The organism is Streptomyces sp. DH12 (assembly GCF_020873895.1).
GTDB lineage: Bacteria > Actinomycetota > Actinomycetes > Streptomycetales > Streptomycetaceae > Streptomyces.
The window spans coordinates 1-464 of the sequence record NZ_JAHWGT010000960.1 but is presented as its reverse complement, the minus strand read 5'-3'; the positions used below and the strand labels follow the sequence as shown (position 1 = coordinate 464).

Below are 464 nucleotides of genomic sequence, written 5' to 3'. Positions count from 1 at the left end.
GTACCTGGTCGTCACCCAGCCGCGCGGGGTCGCGTGGTGGACGGAGTGGCAGCAGCGCGCCGACACGGACGTGCAGAAGATGGTCCTCGGCAAGCTCACGCCGAAGGAGCTCCTGGCCGGCTGGGACGCCTACTGGACCGAGAAGTGGAAGAAGTGACCATGTCCGGTACGTCCACGTCCCCGTCCGGCGTGACCGCGGCGCCCTCCGTACGCAAGGAGGGCGCCCCGCCCCGCGGCGGGGGCGCCGGGGGCAGCCGGCGGCGGGAGTTCACCACCCGGCGCGGTCTGGTCATCGCCGCGTTCATGGCGCCGGCGGCGGTCTTCGTGGCGCTGTTCACGTACTACCCGATGATCGCCGGCAGCCAGATGGCGTTCCGGAACTGGAACCTGACCGACCTCACGGACACCTCGTGGGTGGGGATCAAGAACTTCAGGGAGGTCTTCACCGACCCCGTGTGGGGCAC

Annotated in this window: 2 pseudogenes; both read left to right on the top strand. The window is 70.3% G+C overall.

Going from position 1 to position 464, the window contains the following annotated elements:
• Nucleotides 1-157, top strand: a pseudogene (locus tag LPA54_RS42755) (sugar ABC transporter substrate-binding protein); the annotation flags it as partial.
• Nucleotides 154-464, top strand: a pseudogene (locus LPA54_RS37980) (sugar ABC transporter permease); the annotation flags it as partial. The pseudogenes LPA54_RS42755 and LPA54_RS37980, both read left to right, overlap by 4 nt.